Consider the following 16,596-nt stretch of genomic DNA (forward strand, 5'->3'; position numbering starts at 1 on the left):
GGAATTGACCCGAACAAGACTTTAAATGCTAAACTTGTCAAAGAACTCCTTGGCTTGGCGGTAGATGCCGCTTAGCCTATGAATAATTTTTTAACGAACTATTGTAATATGGTGTCGATGAGCTTTTTTAGTTCCGGACCGGGAGAGGGGGCGAAAGCCTCGACGATTTTACCGTTTGGATTGATTAGGATATATCGTGGAATGCCGTATATCTTGTAGAGATTCTCAAACTCCGACATGTCGTTGCTGTCGGTGATGAAGTTGTTTGCACCGTGCAGTGAATGCTTGTCGCACATCTTGTCCCATAGTTCGCGTTTATCGGGGCGGTCGATTGATATCGTCAGGAATGCGATGTTGTCATTTTCGGCGTAAGAATCGCGCAGCTCGATAAAGGCTGGCATTTTCTTCAGACAGTTGTGACACCATGTGGCCCATATGTCGATTACGACGGTTTTGCCTGCGTAGTCCGACAGGCGATGCCGACATCCATCCTTGTCAACAAACTCGGCATCCGGTGCCGGTGAGCCGGTCATGAGTGGTGTGTAGGCGTCAAACAGTTGGAGCGCGGATGATTTCTCAGAGCAATCGGCCACGTTTTTCTCAATCAGTTCACGCAGGCCGATAAGTTCCGGCATGGCCCCGCAGTTGCGAAACACAAACTCAAATTTTTTGAGGTAATTCCTGTGTAATATAGGGCTCTCGGAGTTGAATATATCTTTGAGCTTGGCAATGTCAAGGTGGTTGGGGCGTCTGAACGGAAAGCGAGATGTGAATGTTATGGCGTCGCGTGACGCATCGAGCGGATAGCCGTTTTTCAGATTGTTGACCAGATATACGGCGTCGACGGTTCGGGTTATTTCATTTTCGCTCATGTTGTTGTCGATTGCGGCTATCGCATCGTTGAGCGTAAGGGTGGGGAGGTCTTGTATGAGTGAGTCTATGGCCGCTTTTTCCGGCCGTTTTGTGACGAGGATATTTGAGATGTCGACAGTTCTGTCTATCCCATCGGCGGGAGTGGCGAGTGCTTCGGCAGCAGTCGCGCACAATGGCCCTGTGATTATCAGAGCTAAGGGGATTAATGTCTTTTTCATATCGGCTGCTTTTTTATTTATTGTGATGATTGGATTTCCAAAATTAAGAAGAATTAATGACATATGCAATCCCCGTATCATTAATCATAGATGTGTTTTATGCTCGGTAAAAGCTGAGTGAATACGTGTCGTGTGCGTAATAAATTGGGAATAAAATAGGCCGATTTTGGCTGATGAATGGATTCTTTTTTGTAATTTTGCAATTCAATATGGGTCCTTGTGCGCACTTTGTGACAGGGATTTTTGTATTAATGCAGATATAATTTCCAATTTGTACTACAAATGTTTGAAATCAGCTTCACCCCTGTCATAATAGCTCTGCTGGCCGTTTTGTCGGTTTCGGCGATATATCTTCTTGCGGGTTTTCGCCATTATGTGGCGTCGGTGGGCCGTAGAGTGATTGCTGACAGCGGTCGCGACGACTCTGTGGCGGCCGACTATGTGTTTCCGCCCGTGTCGGTGATAGTATATTCCGAGGATGATGCCGCCAATCTCGAGGTATTGCTACCCCAGATACTCGACCAGGACTATCCGTCGCCGTTTGAGGTAATTGTCGTGAATGACGGAGCTATGGACTCGACCAAAGATGTGATAGCACGCCTTGAGCAGAGATATTCCAATCTCTATATGACTTTCACCCCACAGGAATCGCGCTCGCTTTCCCGAAAGAAACTTGCTGTGACGCTCGGCATTAAGGCTGCGAAATATAATGTTTTGCTCCATACAGTCGGTGCATGTCAGGTGCCGTCCGACAAATGGCTCAGAAACATGGCGCGTCATTTTGATGCTAACACTGATGTTGTGCTCGGCTATGCTGCTCCGTCAGAGCAGGATGGTATATCGCATGCTTGGAAGCGGCTGCATTCGTTTGACCAGGTGCGCAGTGCCGTCGAGTGGCTCTCCTGGGCCATTGCCGGTCGCCCTTATCGCGGCACGGGCTGTAACATAGCCTATCGTCGTGAGGTGTTTTTCAATAATAAAGGTTTTTCACGCTCGCTTGACTTAAAGTATGGCGATGATGACGTGTTTGTCAGCGAGGTGGCCCGAGGTGGAAATACAGCCGTCGAACTGTCGGCCGACTCTATGCTCCTGCATGTGCAGGATGCTCCCGGAGCCATGCATAAGGCCGACAAGATACGTCGCGACTACACGGCTTCGCGTCTTCGCGGCCATGCGCGATTGTTTTTCAGCTCCTGCTCTTGGGCATGGTGGCTGCTGATATGTTCGGCGGTCGCGCTTGCAGTGGTCGGGCTCCCTTCGCTGGTGCCTGCGATTGCGGCAGGAGTCGTGCTGCTGGTCACATGGATTATCCTGATGATATCATGGCGCAAGACGTCACGTGCGTTGTGGTCGCGTCCGTTGCTGCTCACATTCCCTTGGTTTATGTCATATCACCCGCTCTACACTCTCTATTATCGCATCAAGGGATGGCGCAAGCGCGGCACTAACCTTACATGGGGATAATGAAGGGCACGGTAGAAATAAACGGGCTGAGGATTTTTGCCCGACATGGAGTGCTCCCACAAGAGCGTCAGGTGGGCAATCTCTTTGAGGTCTCGGCCCATCTGGTCTATCCTATGGACAGGGCTTTGGAGCATGATGACCTTGGAGGTACCCTCAATTATGCCGAGGCCACCGGGGTGATAGCCGAAGTGATGTCTGAGCCTTCGGCTTTGCTTGAGCATGTAGCCATGCGTATCAAGACCGCGCTTACCGGCCGTTTTCCGCTGATACAGGGCGGCTTCATACGTGTAGCCAAGATAACGCCACCCATTGCCGCCGAACTTGACAGCGTGGCGATAAAGATTGAATGGTGATATAAAACACAATATATTCAGCATAGAAAATATGATGAAAAAGACAACTCCCATATTGCTGCTTACCGGTTATCTCGGCAGCGGTAAAACCACATTGGTCAACCATATTCTGACCAACGAGCGCGGCATAAAATTTGCTGTGATTGTCAATGATATAGGCGAAGTGAATATCGACGCCAGCCTCATCGAGCGTGGCGGAGTGGTCGACTCGAAAGACGACAGCCTTGTGGCTCTCTCCAACGGTTGTATATGCTGCACGCTCAAGATGGACCTTATCAAGCAGATTGAGGACATCATGGCGATGAAGCGTTTTGACTACATAGTCATAGAGGCCAGCGGCATATGTGAGCCGGCACCCATTGCCCAGACGATATGTTCCATCCCTCAGCTCGGCGAGACTGCCACGATATATGGCATACCCCGTCTGGACTGTATCGTGACAGTTGTCGACGCCCTGCGCCTGCAGGACGAGTTTGGTTGCGGCGAGTCGCTCAAGAAAGAGAATCTTGACGAGGAAGATATCGAAAACCTTATCATACAGCAAATAGAGTTCTGCAACATAATCCTTCTCAACAAAGTGTCGGAAGTCAAGCCCGAAGAGCTTGCCCGCATCCGGGCCATTGTCCGCGCTATTCAGCCCAAGGCTGAAATCATAGAGTGTGACTATGCCGATGTGGATATAACGCGCCTTGTCAACACCGGCCTTTTTGATTTTAACTCCGTGGCATCATCGGCCGCGTGGGTGCAGCAGATTGACCGTGACAATCATGAGATTGAGGAAGAGGAACGCGAGCATCATCATCACCACCATCATCATGACGATGAGTGTCATGACCATTGCCATGAGCATGAGCACGACGGACACCATCATGATGAACATCACCATGAGCATGGCGAAGGCTGCACTTGCGGACACTGCCACCATCACCATCATCATGGCGAGGGTGAGGCAGAGGAGTATGGCATAAGCACGTTTGTCTACTATCGACGGCCCGCATTTGACCTCAATAAGTTTGACCACTTTGCAGCCACAAATTGGCCCAAGGAGGTGATACGCTGCAAAGGCGTATGTTATTTCTCCTCCAATCCCGATATGTCATATCTTTTTGAGTCGGCCGGACGTCAGAAGTCGCTCAAGGAGGCCGGTCTATGGTTTGCCACAGCTCCCGAGGACGAGTTCCGCGAACTTATGGCCCAGAATCCCGATATGATGAAAGACTGGGACGAGGATTACGGTGACCGTATGGTCAAGCTCGTATTTATCGGACGTGGCATGGACCGCACTGCCATCACCGAAGCCCTTGACGCATGTCTTGAGAAATAATTGCAAAACTAATTATTCAACTACTGATTGATGAAACCTTATCTTCAAGTCGAAGACCTGACCAAGAGCTATGGCGACCGTATGCTCTTTGACTCGATAACCTTTGGTGTCAACGAAGGAGACAAGATCGGAGTCATAGCCAAGAACGGCACGGGCAAGTCCACACTGCTGCGTCTGCTTTCGGGGCATGAGTCACCCGACAGCGGCTCCATAACCTTTCGCAACGACCTGAGGGTAGGGTTTCTTGACCAGTCGCCTGTCTTTGAACCCGGCACTACGCTGATGCACAATCTGCTGCCGGCCATACACGATACCGACCATGAGGAGTGGGGGCGTGAAGACCGTGTCCGCCAGATGCTGTCGCAACTCGGCATAGAGAGTGCCGAACTGAAGGTCGACCACCTCTCGGGCGGACAGCTCAAGCGAGCCGCGCTTGCCCGCGTGTTGCTCGGCAATCCCGACCTGCTTATTCTCGACGAGCCGACCAACCACCTTGACATATCTACCGTTGAGTGGCTCGAAGGCTATCTGACCCGTCAGCGCATCACACTTCTGATGGTTACGCATGACCGCTATTTTCTTGACCGCGTGTGCAACAAGATTATAGAGATAGACATGCGTCAGATATTTACCTATGAAGGCAACTATGATTATTATCTGCGCCGACGGGCTGAGCGCATAGAGGCTCTGACAGGCGAGCTTGCCAAGGTAAAGAACACTTTGCGCAAAGAGCAGGAGTGGATGCGCCGTCAGCCTCAGGCCCGAGCCGGCAAGGCAAGATACCGCATCAATGCCTTCTATGACTTGAAGGAGCGTGCGTCGGTGCGATATGACGAGCGTAACATTGACCCCAACGAGGTCAAGTCGTCATATATCGGATCGAAGATATTTGAGGCTAAAAACGTGTGCAAACGATTTGGCGACAAGGTGATACTCGATGATTTCACCTACACGTTCGCCCGATATGAGAAGGTCGGCATTGTCGGTGAGAATGGTGTCGGCAAGTCGACATTCATCAAGATGCTCCAGGGCCTTGTGGCTCAAGATTCGGGTGAGTGGAACGTCGGCGAGACCGTGCGGTTTGGTTATTACAGCCAGGACGGGTTGTCGTTGCCCGAAGGCAAGCGGGTGATTGACGCCATCACTGACATCACAGAGGATGTGGTGATAAATGGCACGACCCACTACACGCCAATGCAGTTTCTCACACGGTTTTTGTTCTCTCCGGCCGATCAGCAGAAATACATATCCACTCTCAGCGGAGGCGAGATGCGACGTTTGCATCTTGCGGCCGTACTCATCACCCAGCCCAACTTCCTGATACTCGACGAGCCGACAAACGACCTCGACATCATGACACTCGGCATACTTGAAGAATACCTTCAGAACTTCAAGGGGTGTGTGATTGTAATCTCGCATGACCGCTTCTTCCTTGACTCCATAGTCGACCACCTCTTTGTGATGGAGGGCAACGGTGTGATAAAGGATTTCCCCGGCAATTATACCGACTATCGCAACTATCTCAAGGAGCAGAAGGCTGCCAAGGCTCAGGAAGCTACCGCAAAGACCGCTCCGGCCGCAGCGAAGCGCGAGCCGGCTGTGCAGCGTCAGCGCAGGCTTACATTTAAGGAGCGCAAGGAGCTCGAAGCTCTCACTGAAGAGATTGACCGACTCACCGAAGAGAAATCAGCCCTCGAGGCCCTGTTTAATTCGGGAGAAAATATCGGCGATATAGCTCAGAAGGCAGCGCGATACAGTGAGATTAAAGATATACTTGACGAGAAAGAGCTGCGTTGGCTCGAATTGTCTGAAATCGAAGCATAATATAACTGATTTATGGCCAAAGCTATAGTGGAAACTCCGCTGATGAAGCAGTATATCGCGATGAAAAAACAACATCCCGATGCCATATTGCTGTTCAGGGTGGGAGACTTTTACGAGACATTTTCAGAGGATGCCATTGCGGCCTCCGAGATACTCGGCATTACGCTCACCCGTCGAGCCAACGGGGCTGCGCAATATGTGGAGCTGGCCGGTTTCCCACATCACGCACTCGATACATATCTGCCCAAATTGGTGCGTGCCGGCAAGCGTGTGGCTATATGTGAGCAGCTTGAAGATCCGAAAACGACAAAAAAACTCGTTAAGCGCGGCATCACCGAGCTTGTCACTCCCGGTGTGTCAATCAACGACAATGTGCTCAATCATCGCGAGAACAACTTCCTTGCCGCCATACATTTCGGCAAGCAGAACACCGGAGTGGCGTTTCTTGACATCTCGACCGGCGAGTTTCTTACCGCCGAGGGTTCGGTCGATTATGTGACCAAACTTGTGAGCAGTTTTGCTCCCAAAGAGGTGCTTGTGGAGCGTGGCAAGAAGCGTCTGGCCGAGGAGTCGATGGCCGAGCACTATTATATCTTTGAGCTTGACGACTGGATATTCACCGACTCATCGGCTCACGACCGTCTGCTGAAACAGTTTGAGACCTCTTCGCTCAAAGGATTCGGTGTCGACCGCATGACCTCGGCAATTATTGCCTCGGGCGCGGTGCTCCATTATCTCGACATAACGCAACACACCCACACATCACACATCACATCGATTGCCCGTATCGAAGAGGAGATGTCGGTGAGGCTCGACCGCTTCACCGTTAGAAATCTCGAGCTGGTACGCTCGATGAACGAGGACGGAAAAAGTCTGCTCGATGTAATTGACCGTACAGTCAGCCCTATGGGTGCGCGCCTGCTTCACCGCTGGATACTCTTCCCGCTGAAAGATCCCACAGAGATAAACAAACGTCTTGACATTGTCGAGTATTTCTTCCGGCATCCCGATGACCGCGAGGCTGTGCATGAGGCCCTGTCTCAGATCGGTGACCTTGAGAGACTTATCTCCAAAGTGTCGGCCTTGCGTGTCAATCCCCGCGAACTGTTACAACTGCGCAATGCCCTCCGTGTGATTCCCGACATCAAGCGCGTGTGTTGTGGAGCCGATCTTGCGGTACTTCAGTCGGTCGGCGACCAGCTCAATCCCTGTACCACTATCGCCGAGAAGATAGCCCGTGAGATCGTGGAAGACGCCCCCACCGCCCTCAATCGTGGCGAAGTGATTCGTCCCGGAGTGGATGAAGAGCTTGACCAACTGCGCGACATCGCCTATCGTGGCAAGGATTATCTTGCCCGGTTGCAGCAGCGCGAGAGCCAGCGCACGGGTATTCCGTCGCTCAAAGTGGCTTATAACAACGTGTTCGGATATTATATCGAAGTCACCAATACCCACCGCGACAAGGTGCCTCCCGAGTGGATACGCAAGCAGACTCTTGTCAATGCCGAGCGTTACATCACTCAGGAACTCAAGGAATATGAGGAGAAGATACTTGGCGCGCAGGATAAGATTGCCATCATCGAGCAGCGCATATATTCCGAGCTCGTCACTCGTCTTTCCGACTATATCCCGGCAATACTTCTCGACGCGCAGTTGGTGGCGCAGCTTGATGTGTTCAACTCGTTTACACGCGTAGCCATCGAGAATCGTTACAACCGTCCTGTGGTTGACGATTCTCTCGAGCTTTCTATAGTGGAGGGGCGTCATCCCGTCATAGAAAAAGAACTGCCGCCGGGCGAGCCGTATATTACCAATAGTGTCAATCTGTCCAATACAGGCACACAGGTGATGATGATAACAGGCCCGAATATGTCGGGTAAGTCGGCTTTGCTCCGTCAGACGGCTCTCAATGTGCTGCTTGCGCAGATTGGCTCGTTTGTGGCGGCCGAGAGCGCGCACATAGGCGTGGTCGACAAGATTTTTACACGAGTCGGAGCCTCTGACAATATTTCGCTCGGAGAGTCGACTTTTATGGTCGAGATGAACGAGGCCGCATCCATCCTCAATAACATGAGCGAACGCTCCCTCATACTTTTTGACGAGCTTGGCCGCGGCACATCTACCTACGACGGTATCTCTATCGCATGGGCCATAGTCGAGTATATCCACGAGCATGGCACCTCTCATCCCAAGACTCTCTTCGCCACTCACTATCATGAGCTCAACGAGATGGAAAAGAGTTTCAGCCGTGTGGTCAACTATAACGTGTCGGTCCGTGAGATAGAGGGTAAAGTCGTGTTTCTGCGCAAACTCGCTCGAGGTGGAAGCGAACACAGTTTCGGTATCCATGTGGCCAAACTGGCCGGCATGCCACAGGTTATTGTGAAGCGGGCCGATGAGGTGCTCCGTCATCTGGAGCGCGTCAACCGCGAGAGTGACAATGCTACGTCGGAGAGGCTCGGCAAGATTTCGGATGTGCCCGAGGGATTCCAGATGTCATTTTTCCAGCTTGACGATCCTGTGCTGACACAGTTGCGTGACCGCATACTTGGCCTTGACATAAACAATCTCACTCCCATGGCCGCACTCAACACTCTTCATGACATACGCACTGTCTTGACAGGTAAGTAAGATAAGCGATTGCGATATTAAACGGCACGCAGGCTTGATGCTAAAATCAAGTCTGCGTGCCGTTTAATATATAAAGGAATGGCCGGGGCTCATCGCGAGTCCCGGCCATTGGTCCGTCCTTGCTTTAACCTAACCTATGCAAACAATAATGTGGACGGATTGTAATATGTGTGGTTGTTCTTTTTAGAAACGACGGCCTCCGCGTCCGCCCGGCCCTCCGGGGCCTCCGAAGCCGCCACGGCCGGGACCGCGGTTAAACTCTCCGCCGTTAATCTTGGGCTCGTTGCCTTTACCGAAAGTATTGAAGCGATAGCTTACAGAGAACATGAAGTAGCGGGTGAGTACATTGGTCGCTGTGTCGTCGATATAGCTTGCGGTGATGCTGCGGCTGATGCTGTTGACCTGGTTGAGAAGGTCATAGACGCGTACCGACACAGTGAGCGACTTGTCGCGGAGCAACTGCTGCGAGATTGATGCGTTCCACATCCATGTGTTGGTGTTGAAGCCGGCTGAGTAACCCTTGGTTGCGGTATAGTTGACGTCACTCTGAATAGTCAGACCCCAGGGGGTGTAGTAAGTGGCATCGGCACGGCCTCCATAACGGTGGATGGTGGCGTTGCCTGCTGTCTGTACCGAGTTGTTGGAGAACTGTACATTGTATTGCGGACGTATCTCAAACTCGAAGTGGTCGGGACGGAACGCTATGCCAGGGCTCTCGAAGATGCTGAAGTTGCGGGCAGTGTTGCGCACACCGTTGTTGAAGCCGATATTTTGTGACGCGTTGCCGAATATGTGGTTGGAGATGGTCCACTTTTTGTTGCTCAGCGGCATTGACATCATGTTCATGAGTCGACCGCTCCACACACCGTTGACGTTGGTATAGGTGGTTGTACGGGCCGCGTTTGCATCATAGATGGTATTGGATATGATTGAATTTTGATTGTAAGTGAAATCAAAATTGAACATTAATGAACGCTGGGCGTCCATGTTGAAATCCTGGAAGCGCAGGTTGAGGTTGTGGGAGAACGATGGCTTAAGGTCAGGATTACCGATGGTAATGTTCATGGGGTCGGTAACGTCGGGCACCGGCTGGAGCTGAGTCATCGACGGCTGTGATGAGCGTCCGCGATAGTTGGCCTGGAATGAACGCTGCTTGCTGAATTTGTAACGCAGACGCAGATAGGGGGCATAGTTCCATACCCAGCGGGTGTCGATGTTGCGGTCCGAGTTGATGAGGTCGATTGACTTTGACATCTGAGGCACGAGAGCGAGACCGACTTCATAGTTGAGGTTGCGGCCTGTCTTTTTGTAACCGAGGCGTATGTTCTGGTTGAAATAGTTGTTGCGGAAACTGTTGGAGAGCTCTTCGTTGAGCACAAGATCCTCAAGCGGAGCTGTCGGGTCGGTGTAGTCATATGACAGACGGTCGGAATTGTTCCAGCGGTAGTTCATGCGATAGCTGAACACGAGCGAGTTGCCGTTGGCCGGATTGCCGAGAGGTTCGGTCCATGTCATCTGGCCCATTACCTGATTGCTCCAGGTGTGCGAGTCGATATACTGGTCCTGGTCTTCTATAAGATAGTCGTCGGCTGTCGGATCATCCTCCTCGGCCTCCATTTCCTCAAGCATGCGTTTTACGATGTGGGAGAGTGAATACTGATACTCGCGTACGTTTGACATCGAGTAGCTGCCGCTGAGTGAGAGTGAGCGACCGCGGTGGTTCTTGAAACTGTGTGAATATATGAGTCGGCCGGATGTCTCGTAGGAGTTACCGCGGGAGTTGACGTTGTTGTCGGTCGTGCTGACAATGTCGTTGCCGTTCAGCATATAGCGCGGGTCGCGGTTGACGGTGTTTTCCCATGAATAGGCGTTCTGGTGGTTGTAAGAGAATTGGGGACGGAACTCGAGAGTATTGAACGAGTCGGGCTTCCATAGCATACGCAGGTTGGCACTCACGTTGTTGGAGCGGTCACGGGCGATGTTGTCGATTTTAGAGAATGTGGAATATTCCGGGAAGATGTATTGGCGGTTCTGATACTTGGTGGATGAACGGTCGGTGTTGGAGTACATTATGTCACCGCCGATGCGGAACACTTCCTCGTTGCCGATATTGAAGTTCACGCCAAAAGCACGTGAGATGGTATTACCGCCTTGTCCGCGTGGTCCACGGAAACGTGAGCCGTTACTGTCGGTAAATCCTACCTGGTTGATGTTGTTGAGATTGCCGAGAAATGTGAGCTGATTGCCGTTCCAGAATCGGTTGATGTTAAAGGAGGCGGCATAACGCTTGTCTGTGCCATATCCGGCCTCGGCTGTGCCAAACCATCCTTCGTCCATACCTCTTTTTACAGTGAGGTTGATCACAGTCTCGTCTTCTCCGTCGTCGACACCGGTCAGACGGGCCATGTCGCTTTTGCGGTCTACTACCTGGAGCTTTTCGATCATGTTGGCGGGGAGGTTTTTGGATGCCACCTGCGGGTCATCGCTGAAAAATTCCTTGCCATTGACAAGAATCTTTGATATGGTCTTTCCCTGGGCTGTGATTGAGCCGTCAGAGCCAACTTCCACGCCCGGGAGTCGTTTCAGCAGGTCTTCGACCACAGCGTTGGGCTGCGTGTGGTAAGAGTCTGCGTTATATTCCACGGTGTCCTCCATGACTTTTATGGGAGTTTTGGTGGCGACTACATTGACCACCCCGAGCAACTGTGATGATTCTTTCATTTCAATCGCGCCCAGGCGCACATTGGACGAAGCTACATTTACATTTTGATAATGGTCGGAATATCCGATATATGTCACCGAAAGGATGTAGTTGCCTTTTTGGACGCCCGAGAGGGTAAACTTGCCGTCAAGATTGGTGGTGACGCCTTTGACAAATGTACTGTCTTTGGCTGTGAGAAGCCTTACGGTTGCCTCCATAAGTGGCTCGGCCGAAGCCGCGTCTTTCACCGTCCCGGTGATGTTGACAGCCAATGCTGTTACTGTGCTGAAGAGGAGTAGGGCTAACGTCGTGAGAGCGTGTCTGAAACGTGTCATCGAGTTTAATTAGTATATCGTAATGAATAAGTTTTGTTTATGTTATTAAGACTGCCGATATTACATAAGGTTTAATCAACGATAAGGTATATTTTGTTAAAATAGGTTTATTCGCAAAAAAAATGAGACGAGTCTGTATCCTTATTATAGCTATGGATACAGACTCGTCGTTAGCTTTTCACACGGAGGGTGCTTAGAATATCTTTATACTTGGGATGTAGCGTTTGGGCTGCTTCTTTAGGTCGATGAGTATGCTGTCGATATGTGCGGCTGAGTTGTTGATATTGTTGTAGAGGCCGGGGTCGTTGAGCAACAGACCAAGCGACGAGTTGGACGAGTTGAGTTTCTCGGTGGCTTCGTCAAGATTGGCTGTGATATTATTGAGATGGGTGAGTGTCGAGTCAAGTGGCATTTTCTTGAGGTCGTCCGAGAGAACGGCGAGAGCCTGTGACACCTGTGAGATATTAGCCGAGATTTCTTTGACGTTGGCCATAGTGGCGTTTGCGTTGTTCATGATTGAGGGCATCGCTCCCATGGCGCGGTCGAGTTGTGTTGTCGATTTCTCCAGATTGGCCATGATGACATCGAGACGTTTCACCGATGATTGCAGAGCCGGATCGGCTGCGATGGCGGTCAGGGCTACGACGAGCGAATCGATATGCGGAGCTATCTGTATGATTGTCGGCATGAGTTCGGTCGATACCTTGTCCATTAGTCCGCTACCTTCGATAGCCTGAAGTTTTTGTCCGACCTCGATATAGTTGGGCGATGTGCCCATACGCAGCTCGATTGTCGATGTGCCTAACATATCGGTGACTATAGCGGCAGCGGTGCCTTCGGGGAGGCGCAACTGGCGGTCGAGACTGAGCTCTACTCTCACATGGCCGGGATTGTCGTATTCATATGCCACATCTCTCACCAGACCGACTTTGTAGCCGTTGAGTGTCACTGGTGCCGACTGTGCCAGCCCGGCAACATTGGTGTAGGAGGCATAGTAATAGTTGGCGGCCTTGAATATGTTTACGCCTTTGAGGTAGTTGATGCCGAATACGAGTGCCAGCAGGGCTACGAGCACCGAGGCTCCTATCTTTACTTCGCGTGAGAATAGTTTGTTCATATAACGAATAATGTTTTTGTCAGAGTTGAATTTTTTTGGGGGGTTATTTGATTCGTTTTCCGTCGCGGGTCTTTATGACAAATGCGTCGGGAAACTTTGTCTTGACTTTTTTCAGATCGGCAGCAGCGGCATTGACCGACGGATAAGAACCGTAAGTGTATTTTACCGCACCGCCATCGCGATAAGACTCCACATCCTTGAGGCCCTTGAATCTTTTGTCACCCTGTTGTATGACAGTTGGAGCGGTCAGAAACTGTATTTTATATACTATGGCCGACGCATCCGCAGGCTTGCAACTCGGGCTTGTCTCCTCTGAGCTACATTCCGGCTCCGGCTCGGGGGTGGAGACAGGCTTGACGGCACGCTTATGGGCCGGATATTTTTTAGATGTGACGCCTGAGGCATTTCGATAGCGTTCGATGCCGTTATATATGGCTCGGGCCAGTTTGGTGCTGCCGGCGTCTGACGCCATGAATGTCTCCATGGTCGGGTTGCATATGAAGTCGAGCTCGACAAGTATCGACGGCATGCTTGTGCGCACCAGCACCCAGAACGGGGCCTGTCTCACTCCGTTGTTTTTTCGTCCGGCAGTCCTCACCAGTTGGTTTTGCACAGCTTCAGCCAGGGCTATGCTCTGATCCATGTTTTTGTGCTGCATCATCTCAAAGGCTATGTAACTTTCGGTCGACGACGGGTCAAAGCCCTGATAGGTAGTGGAATAGTTGGCCTCGAGTTTCATCACCTCATTCTCGCGCATGGCCACGCTGAGATTGGTGTCGCTTCGGTCGAGACCGAGAGTATAGACGGCCGCACCGTTGATTTTGCGGTGCATGGGCGATTTTGACGATATTGAGTTGGCGTGGATGGATACAAATATATCGGCATGCTTGTTGTTGGCAAAGTCCGCTCGCTTCTGTAGGGGGACAAATACATCGGTGGAGCGTGTCATCTCCACTTTGGTGTCGTCCATCTCCTTCTCGAGCATCTCTTTGAGTTTCAGAGCCACTTTGAGATTGATGGTTTTCTCATTGGTGCGAGTCCCGAGCGCACCGGCATCCTTGCCTCCGTGTCCGGGGTCTATTACCACTGTAAAGTCCTTGGCCATCGCAGCGGGAGCGGCGCATAGCAGGAGCATACTCATTATTATATGATATACGGTGTGGCGCATGTCTTATGGTTGTTTCCAATATGCAAAATTAGTAAAAGAAAAGTAAATGGAGGCCACATTGACCGAATTTTTGGCTTATCTGCCAAAAAATGTCTAATTTTGGACAATCATTTTGCAACAATAGTCATGAGTATAAGCACAACAGCCGTACGGGCATACAGCCGCTTTTCCAAGGCGATTTTATCAGTCGCCGCCACATGGTGTATGGTTTCGTGCCAATCGGATGTGAAGCCTGTGGAGCTGCATCGTCTCGACCGTCAGATAGCAAGAGGCGTCATGCCGGATGATTCTTTGTCGGTCAAGGCGACTGAAACACTCTTTAAGATAAGTGGTTATCCGGCTCCGACTCCTCTGACGGTAGCGGATTATGCCGAAAAGCCGTCGATACGCGAGCATCTCGATGGGGTGGAGCGCGAATACGGCGACACGCGCAGGGAGAGTATGGCTATCGGAGAGGTCTTCGCTCGGATGCGCTCTGTGCTGCCACAGGTGCGTGTCCCCGAAGTGTTTGCCATTATTTCGCCGTTCTCTCAGTCGGTATTGGTCGCAGATACATTATTATATATAGGGCTCAATCATTATCTCGGCGCGGATTATGTGCACTATGAGTATTTTCCCGACTATGTGAGAGCCCTCAAAGTGCGCGATCGCATTCTTGTTGATGTGGCCGAGGCTCTTGTGCGTTCCGCCTATCCCTATCGTCCGTCTGACGATTACCCGCAGGTGGTGACGCGTCTTGCCTATGAGGGAGCGGTTGCCGAGGCCGTGATGCGGCTCACGGATAGAAGTGAGGCCTGCGTGCTTGGCTATGACGATAGTCAATATGCCTGGTTGTGTGGCAACGAGCTGAAGATATGGCAGAGTATTGTCGGAGGGCAGATGCTGTTTTCTACCGATTATGCCATAGCGCGTTCGCTGGTCGATGTAGCTCCGCATGTGTCGGTAATATCACCCGAAGTGCCGGGCCGAGCCGGACGTTTTATCGGTCACAGGCTCGTGAAGTCTTATATTGACAACAACCCGTCGGCCTCGATTGAGCATATGCTCACCCCGGCGTTTTATTGTTCTCCATCGTTGCTCTCCTCGGCGAAATACAACCCCTGAGGGCTGTATGTGACGGATGAAGACAATTGTGAGACGATAGTCTGAACGGTATGGTGCGGAGTGAAACCTGTGTGTTACATTGAGTAATGCCCGAGTCGGTTCATACTTGTAAATTTGCAACAAGGATTAACCTTAAACTAAAAATCTACATGAACCGAAAACTTATCACATTGCTTCCCCTTGCCCTATGCGGCATGCTCTCGCTGCCGGCTGTGGCCCAGTTGCCTGTAGTCCAGACAAAGTATACGGCCGACCCTGCACCTATGGTGCATAATGATACTATATTTCTTTACACTACGCATGACGAGGATGATGCCGATGGATTTCTTATGAAAGACTGGCTCCTCTACACCTCGACCGATATGGTCAACTGGACCGATCATGGAGCGGTGGCCTCGCTCGAGAATTTCAAATGGCGCAGTCGCGACAATGGTGCGTGGGCCGAGCAGGTGATTGAGAGAAACGGCAAGTTCTATATGTATTGTCCGCTTCATGGCCACGGCATCGGTGTACTTGTGGCCGACACGCCCTATGGCCCGTTTACCGACCCTATAGGCAAGCCTCTTGTGTGGCAGCAGGAACATTGGGATGACATTGACCCGACCGTCTTTATCGACAATGACGGCCAGGCTTACATGTATTGGGGCAACCCTAATCTCTATTACGTGAAGCTAAACAGTGATATGATTTCATATAGCGGCGACATTGTTAAGCTCGACCGTCCCGACAAGTATCAGGAGGGGCCGTGGTTTTATCGTCGCGGTGACAAATATTATCTCGCGTTTGCATCGACATGCTGTCCTGAGGGCATAGGTTATGCCATGAGCGACAGCCCCACAGGCCCGTGGACTACTAAGGGATATATAATGGCTCCGACTCCGCGTTCCAACGGTAATCATCCCGGTATTATTGACTACAAGGGCAAGACATACGTGTTTGGTCTTAATTACGAACTGTTGCGACGTGTCACTGACAAGCATCATGAGCGTCGCTCGGTCGGAGCTGCCGAGATGAAGTATAATCCTGACGGCACTATCCGCGAACTTCCTTATTGGACGGAATGTCATGTCGAGCAGATCGAACCGTTCAATCCTTTCCGTCGTGTCGAGGCTGAGACTATGGCTTGGGGATGGGGTCTTAAAACAGCTCCGCTCGCGGGCCACAACCAATATCTGACAGGTATCGACAATGGCGAGTATCTGATGCTAAAGGGGGTAGACTTTGGCCGGAAAGGTGCGAAAAACATCACAATGAATGGAGCGGCTGTTAAAGATGGCGGCAAGATTGTGATTAGAATCGACAGCCAGGATGGGCCTGTTGTCGGCACGATAAATATCGGCAATACCGGCTCGATGGATGTGTACAAGGATTTCTCTACCCGTCTTAAGAAGGTGAAAGGGATTCACGACCTTTACTTCTGCTTTGAGGGAGATGGCGACAGCCTCTTTAACCTCGACTGGTGGAGTATGAAGTAGCCCAGGCAA

11 protein-coding genes are annotated in these 16,596 nt (G+C 51.2%); 7 read left to right on the forward strand and 4 right to left on the reverse strand.

Features of this window, described 5'->3' with window-relative positions; translation table 11 throughout:
• Nucleotides 1-98: 98 nt before the first annotated feature.
• Nucleotides 99-1,091: a TlpA family protein disulfide reductase gene (locus tag QGT73_RS07665; RefSeq protein WP_280122058.1), complete on the reverse strand. Its 993-nt coding sequence runs from the start codon at nt 1,089-1,091 to the stop codon at nt 99-101.
• A gap of 282 nt (nt 1,092-1,373) precedes the next feature.
• Between QGT73_RS07665 and QGT73_RS07670 the strand changes: the two genes are divergently transcribed.
• The 5 genes from QGT73_RS07670 to mutS are packed head-to-tail and all read left to right on the forward strand — an operon-like array spanning nt 1,374 to nt 8,687.
• Nucleotides 1,374-2,555, forward strand: a complete 1,182-nt coding sequence (locus tag QGT73_RS07670; protein WP_280122059.1) for a glycosyltransferase — start codon at nt 1,374-1,376, stop codon at nt 2,553-2,555.
• Nucleotides 2,555-2,908: a dihydroneopterin aldolase gene (folB, locus tag QGT73_RS07675; RefSeq protein ID WP_280122060.1), complete on the forward strand. Its 354-nt coding sequence runs from the start codon at nt 2,555-2,557 to the stop codon at nt 2,906-2,908. Before QGT73_RS07670 ends, folB begins: the two co-directional genes overlap by 1 nt.
• 31 nt (nt 2,909-2,939) lie before the next feature.
• On the forward strand, nt 2,940-4,232 hold the full coding sequence (locus QGT73_RS07680) for a CobW family GTP-binding protein (protein ID WP_280122061.1): 1,293 nt from the start codon (nt 2,940-2,942) through the stop codon (nt 4,230-4,232).
• A 30-nt stretch (nt 4,233-4,262) separates the two neighbouring features.
• Entirely contained in the window at nt 4,263-6,056 is a 1,794-nt protein-coding gene (locus QGT73_RS07685; protein ID WP_280122062.1) for an ABC-F family ATP-binding cassette domain-containing protein, read from the forward strand.
• A gap of 12 nt (nt 6,057-6,068) precedes the next feature.
• Nucleotides 6,069-8,687 carry a DNA mismatch repair protein MutS gene (gene mutS, locus QGT73_RS07690; protein WP_280122063.1) on the forward strand — a complete coding sequence of 873 codons (2,619 nt, stop codon included), beginning with the start codon at nt 6,069-6,071 and terminating at the stop codon, nt 8,685-8,687.
• Between the two features lie 183 nt (nt 8,688-8,870).
• Here mutS and QGT73_RS07695 read toward each other — a convergent pair whose 3' ends face one another.
• The 3 genes from QGT73_RS07695 to QGT73_RS07705 form a co-directional block, all read right to left on the reverse strand.
• Nucleotides 8,871-11,723 carry a TonB-dependent receptor gene (locus QGT73_RS07695; protein WP_280122064.1) on the reverse strand — a complete coding sequence of 951 codons (2,853 nt, stop codon included), beginning with the start codon at nt 11,721-11,723 and terminating at the stop codon, nt 8,871-8,873.
• A 193-nt stretch (nt 11,724-11,916) separates the two neighbouring features.
• Nucleotides 11,917-12,840 (reverse strand): MlaD family protein, encoded by a 924-nt coding sequence (locus tag QGT73_RS07700; protein WP_280122065.1) that lies wholly within the window; start codon nt 12,838-12,840, stop codon nt 11,917-11,919.
• Between the two features lie 43 nt (nt 12,841-12,883).
• Nucleotides 12,884-13,981: an N-acetylmuramoyl-L-alanine amidase family protein gene (locus QGT73_RS07705; RefSeq protein ID WP_280122066.1), complete on the reverse strand. Its 1,098-nt coding sequence runs from the start codon at nt 13,979-13,981 to the stop codon at nt 12,884-12,886.
• Nucleotides 13,982-14,134: 153 nt separating this feature from the next.
• Here QGT73_RS07705 and QGT73_RS07710 point away from each other — a divergent pair, with 153 nt between their 5' ends.
• Nucleotides 14,135-15,112: a gliding motility protein GldB-related protein gene (locus QGT73_RS07710; RefSeq protein ID WP_280122067.1), complete on the forward strand. Its 978-nt coding sequence runs from the start codon at nt 14,135-14,137 to the stop codon at nt 15,110-15,112.
• A gap of 194 nt (nt 15,113-15,306) precedes the next feature.
• The gene (locus tag QGT73_RS07715; RefSeq protein ID WP_280122093.1) at nt 15,307-16,587 is read left to right on the forward strand and encodes a glycoside hydrolase family 43 protein; all 1,281 of its coding nucleotides are present in this window, start codon (nt 15,307-15,309) and stop codon (nt 16,585-16,587) included.
• The last annotated feature ends 9 nt before the right edge of the window (nt 16,588-16,596 follow it).

The organism is Duncaniella muricolitica (assembly GCF_910574735.1).
Classification (GTDB): domain Bacteria; phylum Bacteroidota; class Bacteroidia; order Bacteroidales; family Muribaculaceae; genus Duncaniella; species Duncaniella muricolitica.